General features: G+C 58.0%; 1 protein-coding gene. It reads right to left on the bottom strand.

The window, feature by feature from the left end:
* Positions 1 to 76: 76 nt before the first annotated feature.
* The coding region (locus ARADN35_RS0100005; RefSeq protein ID WP_010457710.1) for a class II glutamine amidotransferase at positions 77 to 381 on the bottom strand (305 nt) is incomplete at its 5' end.

Here is a 381-nt window from a genome sequence, read left to right on the forward strand (position 1 = left end):
TTTTGGGGGTTTTTTGTCGTTGGGGGCGTGAAATTCTTTGGAACAGTGACATCCAAAGTGCTTCATTCATTGAGGCTCAGAGGCTCAGCCGCCGGCCTTGCTCGAATACCAGCAGTTCTCCCTTGCCAAAGGCTGTCCACGTCTCGTTGGTCGTCAGCGGGCTCGTCACGATCACGGCCACTTCGTCCCTCTCGCTGGTCTCTCGAGAGAAATCCAGCCGAACGTCTTCGTCGCTCAGCTGGGCTTGCCCGAACGGGTGCCGCCTCTCTATGTAGTACAGGCTCGTCGAGGCATGGCTCCACAGCGCCTGGCCGTTGGACAGCAGGAAATTGAACGTCCCGCGCGGGCATATGTGGGCCGCCAATTCCTTGAAATTTGCCC

This window comes from Acidovorax radicis N35 (assembly GCF_000204195.1).
Taxonomy (GTDB): Bacteria; Pseudomonadota; Gammaproteobacteria; order Burkholderiales; family Burkholderiaceae_C; genus Acidovorax; species Acidovorax radicis.